Origin of the sequence: Vibrio sp. 1F255, from assembly GCF_041439145.1 — a bacterium.
GTDB classification, from domain to species: domain Bacteria; phylum Pseudomonadota; class Gammaproteobacteria; order Enterobacterales; family Vibrionaceae; genus Vibrio; species Vibrio crassostreae_C.
Window position 1 is genome coordinate 23241 of record NZ_JBGONQ010000032.1, and the last position, 17316, is coordinate 40556.

A 17316-nucleotide genomic window follows, 5' to 3' on the forward strand; every position below is an offset into this window, starting at 1 on the left:
ATCAAACCATGCTTGAATTTGGACACCTAGTGATACACCGGTTCAAATTATTAAAGGTTATGTAGACGGGTGAGTATTGCCTCGCAGCATCGTGGCTTGTAAAATGGCAGGACAGACCTGTTTTTACTTTTTATATGAATCATTTATCGTTTTTCTGGCTACCTCAAAATAAGACTCTTCTCTTAAAGGGTCTAGAATCAGAGTTTGCCCAACTTGTTGGACATTCTATCTCAGCGGGAAAAATAACACTTCCTCCTATCCCTAACGTTGTACTGAAGATTCAATCGCTTTGTACCCTTGAATCAACTGGGATTGCTGACGTTGCCGAGTGCTTACTCGAAGACCCAGGCCTCGCTGCTATTGTCATTCGTGTGGCTAACTCTGTCGTCTTTAACCGACGTAATATTACTTGTGTTGATATTATGACGGCAGTGTCGCGCCTTGGCATATTAAGAGTACGTGACATCGTGACGGCTCAGGCTATTGAGCAACTCAAACACTCAGTCAACCTCAGTAAAGAATGTAATAAGGTATTGGTTCAGAGCGCTTCTGTATCAAAAGAGCTGGGCGCTACTATGGTGCTTGTTACCAACAGCTTCAAAGAGCTCTCCCCTACTGAATACCGTTACCTTGAGCATGAAAAATCGCTGCTTGTTGGATTACTGGCTGATATTGGTTTGTTCTGTTTGGTTAGCGAATACCACCTCTACCTCGAAAATGGCAATTACCTAGATCACGACATCGCTCTACAAATCTTCCAAGGCCAATGTTCTGCTACCAGTAAATTGGTGCTTAACCGTTGGGGCTTCGACAGCGACTTTATTGATGTGTGCAGCAATACCATCAATAACCACGAACAGCGTGAAGTCTCTTACTTAGATATCGCTCGAATCGCTAACCACCTGCTGATGTTCAGAAACAAGGATGAGAACATCGATGATCACGAAGTTGAACTTAACGTGACAGGTGCAGAGGTGCTTTATAAATTAAGCAACTTGAGCAAGCATGATTTTAATGCAAAGCTAAGCGACGTGATCAATACTAGCGGCTTCTAAGTCACTGTTAAATTACAAGTAAGTGTAATATGAAGTAAATGCAATGGGGAAAGCATGTTTACAGGGATGATCTTTATATTTGCGCCACTCGTCGTGGGGTATCTTTTTGCAATTTCGAACGCTCAGACATTAGAATTTATCAACCGCTCAACATCGCGGTTGATCTACGTGATTCTGGCGTTAATGGGACTAAGCTTAGCCGCCCTCGATAACCTAGGCAGTAACCTGCAGACAATCCTTCTATATACCGTCACTTTCTTTGTCTGCTTAAGCGTATGTAACCTAATGGCACTGCCCGCTATTGATAAGTTATTGCCACTCAAAACCGACAGTAGCAAGAAGAAGCTTCCCCTCTCTTCTATGGCGATGGAATCTGCAAAACTCATCTTAGTGGTAGGTTCAGGGCTAATCGCTGGCTTAGTGCTGCCTATTGGCCTTGATTGGGTTGATACCGCAAGCGAATGGATTCTGTTTGTTCTTCTATTCTTTATCGGCATTCAGCTGCGTAATAGCGGACTCACACTTCGTCAGATCTTACTCAACAAGCACGGTATGGTTATCGCAATCACCATTATCATCACCTCAATGTTAGGTGGTGTAATCGCGGCTTACATCCTAGATATCCCTCTGTTCAAAGCCTTGGCAATGTCTTCTGGATTTGGTTGGTACTCTCTGGCTGGTATCTTAATGGGTGACGCCTTTGGTCCTGTCTATGGTGGCGCTTCTTTCATGCTTGAGCTGTTAAGAGAGTTAGTTGCCTTGGTACTGATTCCAGTGCTAATTCGCAGCTACCCATGCACTTCCATTGGTTATGCTGGTGCGACTGCGATGGACTTCACCTTACCGGTCATTCAAACAACAGGCGGCGTTAGATGTGTGCCTATCGCTATCGTCAGTGGCTTTATCCTCAGCTTGCTTGTTCCGATATTGATGTTGTTCTTTGTATCTCTTGCTAACTAGATCGCAGGAATAGCGTTTGTTTTAGATTAGAATGCAACTCGAATACCAATGCCCAAGACACCGATACAGTTACCGAAATAAAAAGACACTAAGTGTCATTGCTCAACAAATAACGATCACGGTAACCTGTAACGACAAAGTTATAAAAAGAATAAACTTACAAAAGGAACCACTATGAAACGCCTTTGCGTCGCATTACTGCTAGCTTCAACTTCTACTTTCTCTTTTGCAGCAGATTCAATGTCTGAGACAAACCAGTGCCAAGCAAAAAAATATGATGCGTACATCGACGCTTCTTTGAATTGGTATGCCGACCTTGCTGCATTAACCTCTGAGCAATATCCAGAGCTAACAGAAGTGAGTGAGTGGTTCCTAGAAGGTCGTAAGCACCACTTTGAGCTTAACCGTGCTGCGGTTCACTACTACTTAGTAAACGACTCAAGCAAAGTGGCAACAGAGCAACCTGTAGAAGGTTGGTTGCAACTTGAGCAACACGACATTAAAACGCTATCAACACGTGATGATGAGCTTGGTAAAATCGCGAAAACAACATTCGATGACCGCCAATCAACGCCTCACGCTCAAAACTACGAACTACGTTCTGCCTTTGCAGAGCTGCTTAGTCACCCTAAGCAAATCGACTCAGCGCTGCAGCGTTACAACCAGTCGATCAGTAAACTTGAAGCGATTAAGTGTAAATAACCCCGCATTTAATATGCTTTTTTGAGAAGTTGGATTTCATAATTAAGACGGGACATTGTTCCCGTTTTCGTTTAGATTGTCCCGCTCGCGTCAATATTAGAAAAATAACTCGCTTGCTATGGTTACGGAACAAAAAACAGCAGATGTTAGCTTCGACAGTCTTCTACGTATCTTCACGGTACCTGAAGGCCCAGATTCAACACTCACTCAAATTGAAGACAAACTTTCACGAAACCTGAATCAATTCTTACGTGAACATATTGTGGCTGAAGAAAAGCCGCTACGTGAAATTGAGAAAGATTTTTCAAATGCTCATATCCCAGAGCAGCCTGAGTTTGTTTCTGAACATACTGAGCATCTCCTCGATTCTCTTGTGTCTCATTCGGTTCACACGTCTTCGCCAAGTTTTATTGGCCATATGACCTCTGCGTTGCCGTACTTCCTGATGCCGCTTTCAAAAATCATGATTGCGTTGAATCAGAATCTAGTAAAAATCGAGACCTCAAAAGCTTTCACTCCCCTAGAACGTCAAGTTCTGGGCATGTTACATCGCCTGATTTATCAAGATAGTGACCAGTTTTATTCTCGTTGGATGCACAGCGCAAACCACTCTTTAGGTGCGTTTTGTTCTGGCGGTACCATCGCGAACATTACAGCGCTCTGGGTTGCACGTAACAACGCACTAAAAGCGCAAGGTTCGTTCAAAGGTGTAGAAAAAGAAGGCCTGTTTAAAGCCATGAAGCACTACGACTACGAAGGCCTTGCCATCTTAGTCTCTGAACGTGGCCACTACTCTCTGAAAAAAGCCGCGGATGTCCTTGGTATTGGTCAAGAAGGTCTAGTGTCTGTTAAAACAGATAACGACAACCGTATTTGTACTGATGATTTAAGACTCAAGATCGAGCAGCTCAAGCAGAACAAGATCAAACCTTTCGCCGTCATTGGTGTGGCTGGTACAACCGAAACCGGTAATATCGACCCGCTAAGAGACATTGCTGAGGTGTGTGCCGAATCCGATTGTCATTTCCACGTTGATGCAGCTTGGGGCGGTGCGACTCTGATGTCTAACAATCATCGTCACCTACTTGATGGTATTGAACTGGCGGATTCAGTCACGATTGATGCGCATAAACAGCTTTATATCCCTATGGGTGCGGGTATGGTTCTGTTTAAGAAGCCAGATGCGATGACTGCGATTGAACATCATGCTCAATACATTCTTCGTAAAGGCTCAAAAGATTTAGGCAGCCATACGTTAGAAGGTTCTCGTTCAGGTATGGCAATGCTGGTTTACGCCGCAATGCACATCATTAGCCGCCCAGGTTATGAACTGCTGATCGACCAAAGCATCAACAAAGCGCGCTACTTTGCCGACCTAATTAAAGATCAGAGCGACTTCGAGCTGGTTTCAGAACCTGAGCTTTGCCTACTGACTTATCGCTATGTCCCTGAGTCAGTCAAAGCGGCACTGCTTAAAGCTGAGCCTGAACATCGTGTCGAACTGAATGAGTTGCTCAATGAGCTGACTAAGTTTATTCAGAAGAAGCAGCGTGAAACAGGTAAGTCTTTCGTGTCACGTACACGCTTAAACCCTGAAGCATGGGTACATCAGCCAATCATCGTTTTCCGCGTGGTATTAGCAAACCCACTAACAGGCAATGACATTCTTTCGTCAGTGCTTGAAGAACAGCGTGAGATCTCTAAACTAGCACCAAACTTGATGGGCAAAATCAACAAACTGGTTACGCAAATCAACGCATAGTCATTCAATTTTAGTTGCATCAAATTGAAAATTTCTTTCTTTTTGATGTAACTAAGCTGTCAGTTCATACTCATTTTGCATTCTTTTTGCTCAAACTCTCTTCCAATTCTGTAGTTTTCTAAAATTTTGTTGAGGTTTGTCATATTCTTAAGCATTCATGCCCTGTTTTTGTATTAGTAAATAGTATGTTGGGTTTATACTGACTCTATGGTGCTAGTTAGCTTGATATCTATTTGACGCAGCAGTATTTACGATACCAAATATACATTTGGCTTTGTGTTTACTGATATTTGCTTCAGCCATACCCCCTGGTAAAAGATATTAACTAGCAAGTTGTTCTCTATACCCTTGTGAACACTATGAATACATTAGAAAAAATACAAAAAAACCTGGAAAATTTCAGCAAGTCTGAGCGCAAGGTAGCCGAAGTAATTATGGCTTCCCCTCAAACTGCAATTCATTCTAGCATTGCTACCTTAGCTAAAATGGCTGACGTGAGTGAGCCTACAGTTAACCGCTTCTGTCGTCGATTAGACACAAAGGGCTTCCCTGACTTCAAACTTCACCTAGCTCAAAGCTTGGCAAACGGTACACCCTACGTGAACCGTAATGTTGAAGAAGATGATGGTCCAGATGCTTATACGCATAAGATTTTCGAATCAACTATGGCTTGTCTAGACGTTGCTAAAAACAGTCTAGACGCGATGCAAGTAAACCGTGCTGTTGACTTGCTGACTCAAGCAAAACGCATTTCGTTCTTCGGACTGGGTGCCTCTTCTGCTGTCGCCAAAGATGCTCAAAACAAGTTTATTCGTTTTAATATCCCAATCACATGTTTCGAAGACATCGTGATGCAACGAATGAGCTGCATTAACTGCAGTGATAACGACGTTATTGTTCTTATCTCTCATACTGGCCGCACTAAAAGCCAAGTTGAGATTGCAAACTTAGCGCGTGAAAACGGTGCGACAGTTATTGCTATTACAGCAAAAGATTCTCCACTGGATAAAGCGAGCTCGTTGTCTATTTCTCTGGATGTTCCAGAAGACACTGACGTTTACATGCCAATGGCAAGTCGCGTTGTTCAGATGACGGTTATCGATGTGCTAGCGACAGGCTTTACGCTACGTCGTGGTTCTGGTTTCAGAGAGAACCTAAAGCGCGTCAAAGAGTCACTTCGTGATTCACGTTACGAGAAGTACTCTCAGTTCTAATCTGCTTAGTCATGAACTGAAAACAGATGACCAGAGAACAAGTTGAATTAAAAAAACGGAGCCTAGAGCTCCGTTTTTATTTGTCTGTATAAAATGACTTATACAACGAACAAGTTTAAGACCGTTAGATAGTCCAACTATTGCCCTTCTCAACCACGCTGTTTTCGGACGCATAAGAATTGATAATGGTAAAGCTCGACTCGACAGCTGGCTCTTGCCCAATTTGATTCATTGAAGCTCCCTCATGATGCCCTTCTCTACAACTGCACTTCTCGCATACTTGCTTCAAAATATGCACGAGCCTCTCTTGGTTAAGCGGCAAAGGGTTTCCTTTAATCGCCACTGATTTGAGCGCGTCGGCAGACACCTCATCAAACTGGGCTTCACAGACACCAAATTCCAACAAGTTGGGTAACTTAAGCGTATCAAGCACTTCCGATAACCAAGAAATTGCCTCCTCTTCTATTGCTTCTACGTTACCTGTTACTATCTGAGCGATTCGCTGATAACGCGCTAGGATGTCGCTTCTTTGCTGCTCTTTTGCAACGGCTATGTTCTCCAACATCACAAACGGCGCTAAACGCGCGGTAATCACACTATGAGGCGCAGAAATCTTACCTCCTAGTGCGGAGGCTAAACCATGGGCTGCGCCAAGCTTGGCATTAGTTATCGCCATACCACCGAGCATAGAAGCGAAAGCAAGATCAGAACGCGCTTGAGGCTCATCATAAACACACGCTTTAACCACAGAACCACTCAACTTACGCAGCCCTTCTTCACAAATCATATCGGTTAACGGATTCGGTTCACCACACACGTAGGCTTCCATTAGATGAGTAAAGGCATCCATCGCACCTCGCCCAGATAGATATAGATTGGTTCCATGAGTTAGGGTTGGGTCGACAATCGCAACGTCGGCCAGCATGTCTGGGCTTCTCAGGCTGATTTTTACTTGGTCTTGGCCTGATTTCAGCACCGCGTTTTTAGTGACCTCGGCACCGGTACTCGCTGTGGTTGGAATTGCGATAAACGGAAGTGGTTTGGTTTTAAGAGGAACATTACGCCCGACCACTTCAACATAGTCATATAAATTGCCTTGATTAGGTAAAACCGCAGCCAACGCTTTGCCCATATCAATGGCACTGCCGCCACCCATTGCCACCACCATATCAGGTTTAAATCGCCGAGCAGACGTGGCAGCCTCTTCAACCATTTTGATATTGGGTTCACCCGAAACGGCAATGTGCTGGTAACGCATACTCTGCGCATCTAGATAGTCAGTAACCAGTGAGGTGCGTTCTAATGTATTACCAGTAACCAATAACACGCTGTAGCCGTATTGATTAAAGAGAGACAATGAAGCGGGAAGTGCCCCATCACCAAAGATGATCTTTGTAGATGTCATAAATTGAAACATGGAGCCTCCTGCGCCTATGACCGAACAAAACTGCGAACTCTTGGTTATTGGAATTTAGCCTTTATATAGTGCATCAGTATTAAGATGCCTCGTTCTGTATGCGCTTTTTTTGACGAGGTGCAACTTGTCGCATTAAAGATGGATTAATGTCGTATTCTTAGGGGTAATTCACACTCTTAAATTAAGGGTAATCAATCTGAATACCCATCAGAAATCAGCATGGATCCTTTTTGTGACCATTATTTGCTCTGATAGACAAAACCTATTGTATTAAGAGGTAATTCCATCTTTATTTCCCCATGGCATTGAGGCATAGTTGGTTTTATGAAATTTTGAGTGGCATTCACTAAAGAATAGTTAACATAATCGAGTTAACGAGCCTCATCCCGTATTTAGGAGAAATTAAATGTTTGTAGTTATTTTTGGTCGCCCTGCTTGCCCATTCTGTGTTCGTGCAAAAGAGCATGCTGAAACTCTTAAAGCTAAACGCGATGACTTCAACTACCGTTACGTTGACATCCACGCTGAAGGTATCAGCAAAGCTGATCTAGAGAAGACTGTTGGTAAACCTGTCGATACAGTTCCACAAATCTTCATCGACCAAGACCACATCGGCGGCTGCACAGAATTTGAAGCATACGCAAAAGAAAACCTAGGTCTTTTCGACTAAGCTAGGATTTCTCAAACGAGAATCAGGGCTAAAGCCTTAAACAGCTGACCCATTTAGGCGTTAGACTGTACGATTTATAGAAAGCCCGCTCACTGTAGCGGGCTTTTTTATGACCAGTTTTCATACGGAATAAGAATAAGGTCAAAATCAAGTAAATTAACAAAATATTGCTTATAATTTATTTATATTTAGATACAATTCACCTCTCAAACTTACCCTGTGTTCCACGCCAATTATTGAGCGACCACCGTGAATATCGACGTTGTTTTTCTGTTAGAACAAAACCCCATTCTCCTCATCTTTGTTGTTTTATCGATTGGATTAGCCATTGGTAAAATTCGTTTCGGTAGCCTCCAACTTGGTAATTCAATCGGTGTTTTGATTACTTCCCTTATCATGGGACATCTTGGCTTTTCTTTTAACGCAGATGCGCTCACCATTGGTTTCATGCTGTTCATCTACTGTGTTGGCATTGAAGCTGGACCAAACTTCTTCGGTATCTTCTTCAGAGACGGTAAGCACTACCTCATTCTGAGCCTTGTGGTACTTTCTACCGCAATTGCCCTAACCTATTTCAGTAGTCATTACCTTGGCCTAGGCTTTGGTTTATCTGCAGGCATGATGGCAGGTGCCTTAACAGCAACGCCGATATTGGTAGGTGCTCAAGATGCTCTGAATTCTGGGCTTGCAGAATTACCAAGAAACATGGACTTGAGCCTGATTATCGAAAACCTTTCAGTCGGTTACGCGATGGCTTACTTGGTTGGCTTAATCAGTATGATTATGTTTGCTCGCTTGATTCCAAAACTTCAAAAAGTGAACCTACACGACTCGGCAGAGCAAATCGCCCAAGAACGTGGGTTAGGCGCTTCAGGTCAGCGTAAGGTTTACTTGCCCATTATTCGTGCTTATCGAGTGGGACCAGAGCTCATCTCTTGGACTGACGGTAAGAATCTGCGTGAACTGGGCATCTATCGCCAAACAGGCTGTTACATCGAGCGTATTCGACGTAATGGTATTCTTGCCCATCCAGATGGTGATGCAATTCTGCAAGAAGGCGATGAGATCGCATTGGTTGGTTTCCCAGATAGCCACGCTCGTCTAGACCCAAGCTTCCGTAACGGTAAAGAAGTTTTCGACCGTAACCTTCTCGATCTGCGTATCGTGGAAGAAGAGATCGTCGTTAAGAGTGACAGTATCGCAGGTAAGCGCCTATCAGACTTAAACCTGTCTGAATACGGCTGTTTCCTTAACCGCGTAGTACGTGCTCAGATTGAAATGCCGATGGACTTAAACATCGTGCTTTCTAAAGGTGACGTCCTACAGGTGAGTGGTGAAAAGAGTCGAGTGCACGGCCTAGCTGAGAAAATTGGTTTCATCTCAATCCACAGCCAAATGGCGGATTTGATGGCCTTCTGTAGCTTCTTCATTTTGGGTATTTTGTTTGGTTTGATCACCATGACATTCGGTCAGGTATCGTTTGGGCTAGGTAACGCGGTTGGCCTGCTTCTATCGGGCATCATGCTTGGTTTCCTACGAGCGAACCACCCTACTTTCGGTTATGTGCCTCAAGGTGCTCTGAACATGGTCAAAGACCTCGGTTTGATGTTCTTTATGGTCGGTATCGGCTTGAGCGCCGGTGGTAAGATATTTGAGCACTTAACCCAAGTTGGCCCACAGGTAATAGGTATTGCCCTAGTAGTGAGTGTGCTGCCAGTATTCTTCGCTTACTTGGTTGGCGCTTACGTATTGAAGATGAACCGAGCTTTGTTGTTCGGTGCAATCATTGGCGCGCGAACTTGCGCTCCAGCGATGGACATCGTAAATGACCACGCTCGCTCAACGATTCCGGCTCTGGGTTATGCGGGTACTTATGCGATAGCCAATATATTGATGACCTTAGCAGGTACTTTCATCATCATAATTAGCTAGCATCTGCTGCATTAAAAGCAGCCAAGCTTAGATATTTCGAATGCACTAATTCACTTTGGGTTAGTGCATTTTTTATAACCTGTTTTAAGCGGTTCAAGCCTTCTTCCCCACTCCTGCTCTTAACTCTCTTCATCCCTTATTTCTACTCTTGTCCCCCTTCGAATCGCGGTAGCCGTATCCGCTCTTAAATTTCTTCGCATCCCGCCACTCGAATCCCATATCTGCTCTTAATCTCTTGAACCAAATAGCAGACAAAAAAATAGGCGCTCAATGAGCGCCTATTTCGTTTAGATTCGATAACTTGAATTAGATGTCAGCTACATCAAATTCAACAGCTGGGTTAACGTCAGCTTCGTAATCAACACCTTCAACACCGAAACCAAATAGCTTCAAGAACTCTTCTTTGTACTCTACGTAGTCAGTCAGTTCTTTTAGGTTCTCAGTTGTGATTTGAGGCCATAGGTTACGACAGTGATCTTGAATGTCTTCGCGAAGCTCAAGGTCATCTAGACGTAGACGGTTCACTTCATCCACTTCTGGCGCGCTGCCGTCTTCTTTGTATAGACGTTGGCTGAACATACGGAAGATCTGTTCCATACAACCTTCGTGAATACCTTCTTCACGCATCTTCTTGAACACCATAGCGATGTAAAGAGGCATTACAGGGATTGCAGAACTTGCTTGAGTCACTACAGACTTAAGAACAGCAACGTTTGCAGTACCGCCAGTTTGGCCTAGCTTCTCGTTCAGCGCTGTCGCTGCACGGTCTAGATCCATCTTAGCTTTACCTAGTGCGCCATCCCAGTAGATTGGCCACGTTAGTTCAGTACCGATGTAGCTGTAAGCAACCGTCTTACAACCGTCCGCTAGAACACCAGCTTCAGAAAGAGCATTGATCCAAAGTTCCCAATCTTCACCGCCCATTACAGTAACAGTGTCTTTGATCTCTTCTTCAGTTGCAGGCTCTACGCTTGCTTCGATGATTGTGTCTTTGTTCGTATCAACCGCAGTTGACGTGTACGTTTCACCGATAGGCTTTAGAGATGAACGAATTACTTCGCCAGTCTCTGGCATTTTACGCACTGGAGACGCCAGTGAGTATACAACCATATCGATTTGGCCTAGATCTTCTTTGATCAGGTCAATTGTTTTCTGTTTCGCTTCGTTAGAGAAAGCATCGCCGTTCAGGCTTTTTGAATACAGGCCTTCTTCTTTAGCTAGCTTGTCGAACGCTGCTGAGTTGTAGAAACCAGCTGTGCCCGGCTTTTTCTCAGTACCGGCTTTCTCGAAGAAAACACCGATAGTTGAAGCGCCGCCACCAAATGCAGCCGCAATACGTGAAGACAAGCCGTAGCCACTTGAAGAGCCAACAACTAGTACACGTTTAGGTGCGTTTGCGATTGGGCCTTGAGCTTTTGTGTAAGCAATTTGTTCTTTTACATTAGCTTCACAACCGACTGGATGTGTTGTAGTACAGATGAATCCGCGAATTCGAGGTTTGATGATCATATTCAACTTCCTTAAAAAATCAGGTTAAGGATAAAAGTTTCGTACGCAAATGGCATCTAATTTCTGTAAAAATGTGGCGAAAATGCAAGTGGTTGGAGCACTCAGTGAATATTTGCTGACTAAGTCACCATTTGTTAACGCCTCTATTGCAACTTCTACGACAAAAACAAAAAAAGGCACCTAATAAGGTGCCTTTTGTCATTTCTTTATCTAAGCAACGCTATTTAGCTTAGGTTTTAACTCTTTTCGCGTCAAAGTTTCACTGTAATCATGACTGAAGTGGTCAACTTGAATCGCTGCGTAGCGAAGTTTGTCTGCTGCAATGATTTGGTCAACTTCGTCTTGAGTAAGAACATCTGCCGCCAGTGCTTGAGCAAGTTTATCTTGCAATAGACCTTTACGAGCCACTTTGCCCTCTTTCACTGCTTTGAAGATCTTACGTTCGAGAGGCTTGATGCTGTACATCGCATTGAACGCATTCTCCATTAGGCCAACACTATCCTCTTCTTCTTTGCCTATGTAGCAAAGGTGAGTTAGACGTTCACGGTGTGCACCCGGAGTCATCAAGCTTTCTGCCAGTTGTACCGTTAGATTATCACTTGGTTTTTCAAAGTGGTTACCGACAGGGAAAACTAGACCTTTAAGTACTTTACCTACCATCTTGTTTGGGAAGTTTCTGTACGCTTCTTGTAGCGATTTAGCCGCGTTATGGAAACAGTGTTGAACCGCGTAGTGTACGTAGTCTAGGTCAGCTTGTTGACGACCTTCATCTTCATACTTCTTAAGCGCTGCAGACGCCATGTATAGGTAACTTAGACCATCACCTAGACGTGCAGAGATAAGCTCTTTACGTTTCAGTTCGCCACCTAGTGTAAGCATTGCGAAATCCGCACTCACTGCAAGCGCACGGCTCAAGCGAGTTAAGTCTTGGTAGTAAGGCTTCGTTGGACCGCTCATATCCGCTTTAATGAACTTAGAGCCTGTCAATGCCGCACCGAACGCACCAAACGTGTTCTTAGTTGCGTGAGAGATATGCTTGAACAACAAGTTATCGAAATCCTTCGCACCTTGCTTCTCATCTGGGTTTGCTGCCGCTTCCATTTCGCTTAGCACGTATGGGTGACAACGTGTCGCACCTTGACCGAAGATCATCAGGTTGCGAGTTAAGATGTTCGCACCTTCTACTGTGATAGCAACTGGAATACCTAGGTAAGGCGCAGCTAAGTAGTTCATTGGACCATCTTGAATTGCACGACCAGAGTGGATATCCATTGAATCATTCAGGATAGTACGCGCCATTTCTGTCATGTGATATTTCGCGATAGCCGTAACGATACCCGGCTTCTCTTTCATATCGAGTGAAGTAGTTGTTAGTGTTCGAGTCGCTTCTAGTAGATACGTTAAGCCACCAATACGACCTAAACTCTCTGCAACTCCTTCAAACTTACCAATCGACATACCGAACTGCTTACGAACATAAGCGTATGCGCCGGTCGTTTTCGCCGTTAGGTGGCCCATCGCCGTGCCAAGTGCGGGTAATGAGATACCACGACCTGCAGACAGACATTCCACCAGCATACGCCAGCCTTTACCTGCGTAATCGGCACCACCGATTAACCATTCCATAGGAATAAATACATCGTGACCGCGTGTTGGACCATTCATAAACGCAAGACCAAGTGGGTCATGACGCTCACCAATCACAACACCTTCGTGGTCAGCCGGGATTAGCGCACAAGTGATGCCAATGTCTTCTTTGTCACCCAGTAGCTTTTCTGGATCGTGCAGTTTGAAAGCCAGACCAAGTACCGTCGCCACTGGTGCTAGTGTAATGTAGCGTTTGTTCCAGTTAAGCTTGATACCTAGCGTCTCTTTACCTTCGTGCATGCCCATGCACACAGTACCGACATCAGGGATACCACCCGCATCAGAACCCGCTTCTGGGCCTGTTAGTGCGAAACATGGGATATCTGTACCGTCAGCAAGACGAGGTAGCCAGTAGTCTTTTTGGTCTTGAGTGCCGTAGTGAGACAGCAGCTCACCAGGACCAAGAGAGTTTGGAACCATTACTGAAACCGCAGTACTGATACTGCGAGTCGCAATCTTAGTTACGATAGTTGAGTTAGCGTGTGCTGAGAATTCACGACCGCCATACTCTTTCGCAATAATTAGCGAAAAGAAACGCTCTTTGCGTAAGAAGTTCCACACCTCTTCAGGAAGGTCTCGATCTTCTTTTACAATTTGGTGGTCATCAAGCATAGCGAGCAAGGTTTCAAGCTCATTATCCATGAACGATTGCTCTTCTGCTGTCAGCTGAGGTTTTGGGTATTGGTGCAGCTTAGTGAAATCTGGTTTACCAGAAAACAGCTCTCCGTCCCACCACACGCTACCCGCTTCCATCGCTTCTTTCTCGGTGCTAGATAGTGGTGGTAGTACTTTTTTAAAGAGTTTAAAAGCTGGGTCACTTACCCATTTTTGTCTTAGAGAGCTCATAGTTCAGATCCTTTTGTTCACTATATTGGTTGTGAATGTTTCGCTTTTTATTGTTTTATTCTTCTGCTGACATGCCTGCGGCTAAATATGGAATAAGAATATCGACCACTGCCTTAGCATCTATCTTTCTGTCATAGTCATTCTCTGCAATTTCTACCAGAGCCTGACTTGATGCCATGGTGAATACACAAGTCCCTAGGGTGAAGTGTAATCGCCAAAACAACTGTTCTTGAGTGAGGTTCGGATTCGCCTTCATTACAGATGTCGTAAACAAAGAAAGTACTTCGCTGTAGCGAGTAGTAATGAACCAACGCAAGTGTCCTTGCACATCCGTATAGCCTCTGCCGATAAGTAACATGAATCGGCTTGTACCATTTGGCCTAACATCATTAAGTGCTCTTAGTGGCTGTCTCAACGACTCAAACACGTCACTCATAGAATACGTTTCGTTCAAGTTTAAGTTCACTAATGCATCTTGCAGTGCTGGCATAAATGCTTCTAAGTAACGATTGAGTACCGCACGAACCAGAGTCTTCTTATCGCCAAAGTGATAGTTCACTGAAGCTAGGTTGACATTCGCTTTACTCGTAATCGTACGTAAAGAGGTGTCATTAAAACCGTGCTCAGCAAATAAGCCTTCAGCCACATCTAAGATTTTGTCTTTGGTTGTACTTCTTGGTGCCATTTCAATCACTCGTATTAAACAACTGTTTGAAATATACGCTTAGTACATTTATTTAACAAGCAAGCAACATCACATTTTCACAAATTGGTCGTACCAGTTAATAAAACTCAGCACTAAACGATTGAATCGCTGTGTGTTTATAAAAAAAGAAAAAAATAATGAATTTTCTTGGAACTGAAATGGAAATGGAGAGTCCTAAATTAGGTAGAAAACAGCGTATTTAGAAGTTTAACAGGCCGTCAAACTTGTTCTTCTCACTGCTTTCTTAATTACTGCATTTTCCTTATTAACTCCTATACTTGTATCCGCCCAAACCACGTTGGTTTGGGCTTTTTTTTGTGTGTTGTTTAGGGTGAAACCTTACTTACCCTTCTTCACAGCTACAGCTACAGCTACAAACTAAACAGCGCGATCGATTCTTTTTATATTGTCATTTTTTACTAAAAATCGAACTACCACGCTTGGCACATTGCTATCACTGAGATACGTATTTCAAACAACCTCCTAACCAACGTTTACCAATCTCTGCCCAAGCCGAATTCTAGCCTTGCATTTATTTTCAACACATCTACTCGAAGCTTGCCACCTGTCACAACTGGTAAATTAATCAATAGCGATAGAGACTTACATTCGAAATAAAGCCAACAAACTTAGCAATTTCTAGCAGATGTCCTAAGCTTCGTTTAATACCCTTCTCAATTAAGTAGTTAAACGCTAGTTGGGAGGAGGCGGGAGCTTTTAAAAGTAGAAGGAGACCTACTTTGAGACTGTTTAAATTACCCATCATCTGTTGCTTAGCTATTGCAACCCCACTCTCTGCTCAGACTTTAGAACAGGCTGTTGCCATTACCTTGGCTACCAATCCTGAGATAAAAAGTATTTTTAATGAGTTTGTGAGTGTACAAAAACGAAACGATGCCGCAGGTGGTGCTTATAGGCCGAGTATCGATCTTGATGCTGGTATTGGCTATGAAGGCATAAACCCTGCGCCAAACAACGGTCCTGATACCGATCTCACACGAAAGGAAGCCACCATATCCCTCACTCAGTTGTTGTGGGATGGTTCGTCGACTCTCAATGATATTGACCGTACTGCCGCAGAAGCGGAATCGGTTCGCTTACAATTACTCGCGGATGCCGAAGACAAAGCGCTAGAGGTCACACAGATCTACTTAGACGCAGTCAAAGCAACTGAAGTTTTAGCCCTTTCGGAAAGTAACCTCGCTATCCACAAGAAAATCTATAAAGACATCAAAAAGCGTGCAGTCTCAGGCATAGGCTCAACCGCAGATGTATCTCAGGTAGAAGCAAGGATTGCAAAAGCTCACGGCAACTTATTAGCCGCACAGAACAACCTAATTGATACCCACACCCAATTTAGAAGAATAGTGGGTCAAGAACCGCTTGGCTTAGTCTACCCAAGAGCCGATATTTCTATGATTCCTCTGTCATTATCAGACGCGCTTGTTGATGCTCTGGACCAACACCCGGTAATCAAAGTCGCAACTGCAGATGTCGATTCGGCGCACTTCCAGTACAAACAATCAAAAGGGGTTAACTACCCTACTTTCTCTATCGAGGCATCTCAATCATGGCGCGATGATGCGGGAGGCGATGAAGGTTCGAGCCAAGAGACGTTGGCAATGTTAAGAATGCGATACAACCTCTACAACGGTGGTACCGATAGTGCTAATTCAGAAGCTGCAGCTTACCAACTTAATAAAGCGAAGGATCTAAGAGATCGTGCTTATCGACAAGTGGAAGAAGGCCTTCGCCTATCTTGGAGTGCATTGGATCTGACGTTGCAACAAAAGAACTTCTTGTCTGATCACGTGGATTCGGCGTCAGAAACCGTTATCGCTTATGAGAAACAATATCGAATCGGCAAACGTACACTCCTTGACCTGCTTAACACTGAAAACGAATTGTTTGAAGCCCGTAAAGATTACTTAGATGCGCATTACTCTGAACAGTACGCTAAATACCGTGTAATGAACGCGACAGGCTCTCTATTGAACGCTCTACTGGTCGATATTCCAGACGAGTGGACAACGGCAGTGGAGTATTAATGATGAAGAGACCTTATTTATTACTTTCCGCATTAACGATAACGCTATGTGCATGCTCTAGCCAAAATGAAGAGCCCTACATAGAAACGCCAGAAGCGGAGCAAATTTCTGACCTGCAAGACGATGATAACGATGGTGTGGTCAATGCACGAGACACCTGTCCTGGCACACCAGAGTCGTCTCTGGTAGACAACGAAGGCTGTGGAGAGACGGTTAGCTCGCAAGAAGTCAGACGGCTGAACATCCTTTTCGCCAATGACTCCTATGAAGTTAACCCTATCTTCTCAGATCAAATCACCACTATGGCTGAGTTCTTAGAAACCTACCAAAGTGCATCGATAGAGATTCAAGGTTACGCCAGTAAAGTCGGCGCGAGTGAATACAACTTAGAGCTATCAAAGAAACGCGCTCACCACGTTGAAGATGAACTGTTGTCGAATGGTATCGACCCGAGCCGAGTAAGAGTTGTTGGTTACGGTGAAAACCGCTTAGAGAGCGATGGCAACGATGCTACGTCTCATGCACTGAACCGCCGAGTAACAGCCACAGTTGTCGGACTAAGCGAACAGATCGTCGAGGAGTGGACCATATTTACCACGCTAGAAAAATAACATGACACTGTCACTCTGGTCATCCAAAACGATCCGCAATTCATGCCGATCAAAATAATGAGTTGAATCTAGGAGTTTTAGATCATCAATAACTAACCAAACTAAAAATACTAGCTGTTAGGATCAATAAAGCCGAGATAGGAAACCCTATCACGGCTTTTTTGTTCTTTGCTGTCACATGAATCGGGGAGGATGATTCTGTGACTCGTCTTGCTACTCAGAAGTTAGCTTGTTAAT

Annotated in this window: 13 protein-coding genes; 9 read left to right on the forward strand and 4 right to left on the reverse strand. The window is 44.0% G+C overall.

What is annotated here, in order from left to right:
- Nucleotides 1-134 precede the first annotated feature (134 nt).
- The 5 genes from ACED41_RS16955 to ACED41_RS16975 all read left to right on the forward strand — a co-directional run bounded on the left by ACED41_RS16955 (nt 135) and on the right by ACED41_RS16975 (nt 5693).
- Nucleotides 135-1055, forward strand: coding sequence for an HDOD domain-containing protein (locus tag ACED41_RS16955; RefSeq protein ID WP_017066065.1), 921 nt, complete (start codon nt 135-137; stop codon nt 1053-1055).
- A gap of 54 nt (nt 1056-1109) precedes the next feature.
- Nucleotides 1110-2015 (forward strand): lysine exporter LysO family protein, encoded by a 906-nt coding sequence (locus ACED41_RS16960; protein WP_017071961.1) that lies wholly within the window; start codon nt 1110-1112, stop codon nt 2013-2015.
- A gap of 174 nt (nt 2016-2189) precedes the next feature.
- Complete coding sequence (locus ACED41_RS16965) at nt 2190-2717, forward strand: hypothetical protein (RefSeq protein WP_017066066.1); 528 nt, start codon at nt 2190-2192, stop codon at nt 2715-2717.
- Between the two features lie 118 nt (nt 2718-2835).
- Nucleotides 2836-4479, forward strand: a complete 1644-nt coding sequence (gene panP / locus ACED41_RS16970; protein WP_017060397.1) for a pyridoxal-dependent aspartate 1-decarboxylase PanP — start codon at nt 2836-2838, stop codon at nt 4477-4479.
- Between the two features lie 359 nt (nt 4480-4838).
- Entirely contained in the window at nt 4839-5693 is an 855-nt protein-coding gene (locus tag ACED41_RS16975) for a MurR/RpiR family transcriptional regulator (protein WP_004734686.1), read from the forward strand.
- Nucleotides 5694-5817: 124 nt separating this feature from the next.
- Here ACED41_RS16975 and ACED41_RS16980 read toward each other — a convergent pair whose 3' ends face one another.
- Nucleotides 5818-7110 (reverse strand): iron-containing alcohol dehydrogenase, encoded by a 1293-nt coding sequence (locus ACED41_RS16980; RefSeq protein WP_371725320.1) that lies wholly within the window; start codon nt 7108-7110, stop codon nt 5818-5820.
- A gap of 406 nt (nt 7111-7516) precedes the next feature.
- Between ACED41_RS16980 and ACED41_RS16985 the strand changes: the two genes are divergently transcribed.
- Together ACED41_RS16985 and ACED41_RS16990 are read left to right on the forward strand one after the other, a co-directional pair.
- A complete protein-coding gene (locus tag ACED41_RS16985) occupies nt 7517-7780 on the forward strand; it encodes a GrxA family glutaredoxin (RefSeq protein WP_009847069.1) in 264 nt (87 codons plus the stop codon).
- A 249-nt stretch (nt 7781-8029) separates the two neighbouring features.
- Nucleotides 8030-9712: an aspartate:alanine antiporter gene (locus ACED41_RS16990; RefSeq protein WP_017060395.1), complete on the forward strand. Its 1683-nt coding sequence runs from the start codon at nt 8030-8032 to the stop codon at nt 9710-9712.
- 306 nt (nt 9713-10018) lie between these two features.
- Here ACED41_RS16990 and fabV read toward each other — a convergent pair whose 3' ends face one another.
- From fabV to ACED41_RS17005, 3 genes are all read right to left on the reverse strand, one after another.
- The gene (fabV, locus tag ACED41_RS16995; protein ID WP_017060392.1) at nt 10019-11221 is read right to left on the reverse strand and encodes an enoyl-ACP reductase FabV; all 1203 of its coding nucleotides are present in this window, start codon (nt 11219-11221) and stop codon (nt 10019-10021) included.
- Nucleotides 11222-11431: 210 nt separating this feature from the next.
- On the reverse strand, nt 11432-13714 hold the full coding sequence (locus ACED41_RS17000) for an acyl-CoA dehydrogenase (RefSeq protein ID WP_017071963.1): 2283 nt from the start codon (nt 13712-13714) through the stop codon (nt 11432-11434).
- Nucleotides 13715-13769: 55 nt separating this feature from the next.
- Complete coding sequence (locus tag ACED41_RS17005; protein ID WP_017065403.1) at nt 13770-14399, reverse strand: TetR/AcrR family transcriptional regulator; 630 nt, start codon at nt 14397-14399, stop codon at nt 13770-13772.
- Between the two features lie 761 nt (nt 14400-15160).
- On the opposite strand from ACED41_RS17005, the gene ACED41_RS17010 reads away from it, so the two are divergent.
- Both ACED41_RS17010 and ACED41_RS17015 read left to right on the forward strand, forming a co-directional pair.
- Complete coding sequence (locus ACED41_RS17010) at nt 15161-16468, forward strand: TolC family outer membrane protein (protein ID WP_102333196.1); 1308 nt, start codon at nt 15161-15163, stop codon at nt 16466-16468.
- Nucleotides 16468-17079 carry an OmpA family protein gene (locus ACED41_RS17015; protein ID WP_102428233.1) on the forward strand — a complete coding sequence of 204 codons (612 nt, stop codon included), beginning with the start codon at nt 16468-16470 and terminating at the stop codon, nt 17077-17079. The genes ACED41_RS17010 and ACED41_RS17015 overlap by 1 nt, the downstream gene beginning before the upstream one ends.
- Nucleotides 17080-17316 lie beyond the last annotated feature (237 nt).